1 protein-coding gene is annotated in these 887 nt (G+C 44.8%); it reads right to left on the bottom strand.

The window, feature by feature from the left end:
* Nucleotides 1-98 precede the first annotated feature (98 nt).
* Nucleotides 99-887 (bottom strand): DUF3103 family protein (locus BCT81_RS03400; RefSeq protein WP_133152516.1); only part of this gene is annotated, 789 nt, incomplete at its 5' end.

Genomic DNA, 887 nt, shown 5'->3' with positions numbered 1-887 from the left:
ACAGATTATTCTCTTTAGCCCTAATAATTTCTCAGTTACAAGATGTAAAGCGTATAGGCATAGGCCCATACGCTTTGGTCAGAGCGAAAAATTACATGTTACTCTGTCGGCAATATGGTGACAGGAGTGAAAGAGGCTACGGCATTACCACCTGCACCAGGACGGTCAACATAAGGGGTGTTTTGCATTAAGGTGTAGTAGACGTCCACAAAATCATCGTCATTAACCAACACATTGTTTGGGATCAGCTCAATGATTTTACTGGTGATCTGAGGAATGATCGTATAACCCTGTACTTCTGGATCTGGAATCATTTTCAAAATCTCTTCAGCGGCTTGCACCAGCAGCTTCGCTAGGTCTTTATAGTTGGTACCGTCATCATGTTCCATCAAGATCATGTCTGCAGCCCCCCAGCGGTAACGAGGCCAGAAGATGATGCTTTGGCTCGGATAGTAAGTCTGTTTGTCGTAGTCTAAGTAAGGCATCTCAATTAAGTCGATTTGTGGAGCTATACGACTTGAATCTACTCCAGTGACGATAGCGTAGATTTCCGCTTTGCCTGAGATCCACGGTTCTCTATCGATGGCTAAGCGAATCTTGGTTAACTGAGTGGTATTCAACTCTTCAGGCTCCGATTCAGCTAAAGAGCGCGCATCACTGTTAAATAGCGTCTGCTTTTGAGGTTCTTTGTGCTTGCTGCTAGCACTGTTGCTGCCTGAGTTAAGTTGTGTGTCTGTACCTTGTTTTTGCATTTCAGCTTGCATGGTCATCAACCCAGCCTTGAGTTCTTCGGCACCATTGCTGTCGATCACAAATACCGGAACATCGGGCATTTGGTACACGTCTAATTCATGAACTTGCCCATACACATCGTAAGCTTCGATGTA

Source organism: Vibrio sp. 10N.261.52.A1, from assembly GCF_002876325.1.
In the GTDB taxonomy this organism is placed as follows: domain Bacteria; phylum Pseudomonadota; class Gammaproteobacteria; order Enterobacterales; family Vibrionaceae; genus Vibrio; species Vibrio chagasii.
Note: the sequence above shows the minus strand (reverse complement) of the source record. Positions and strands in the feature narration are given on the sequence as shown.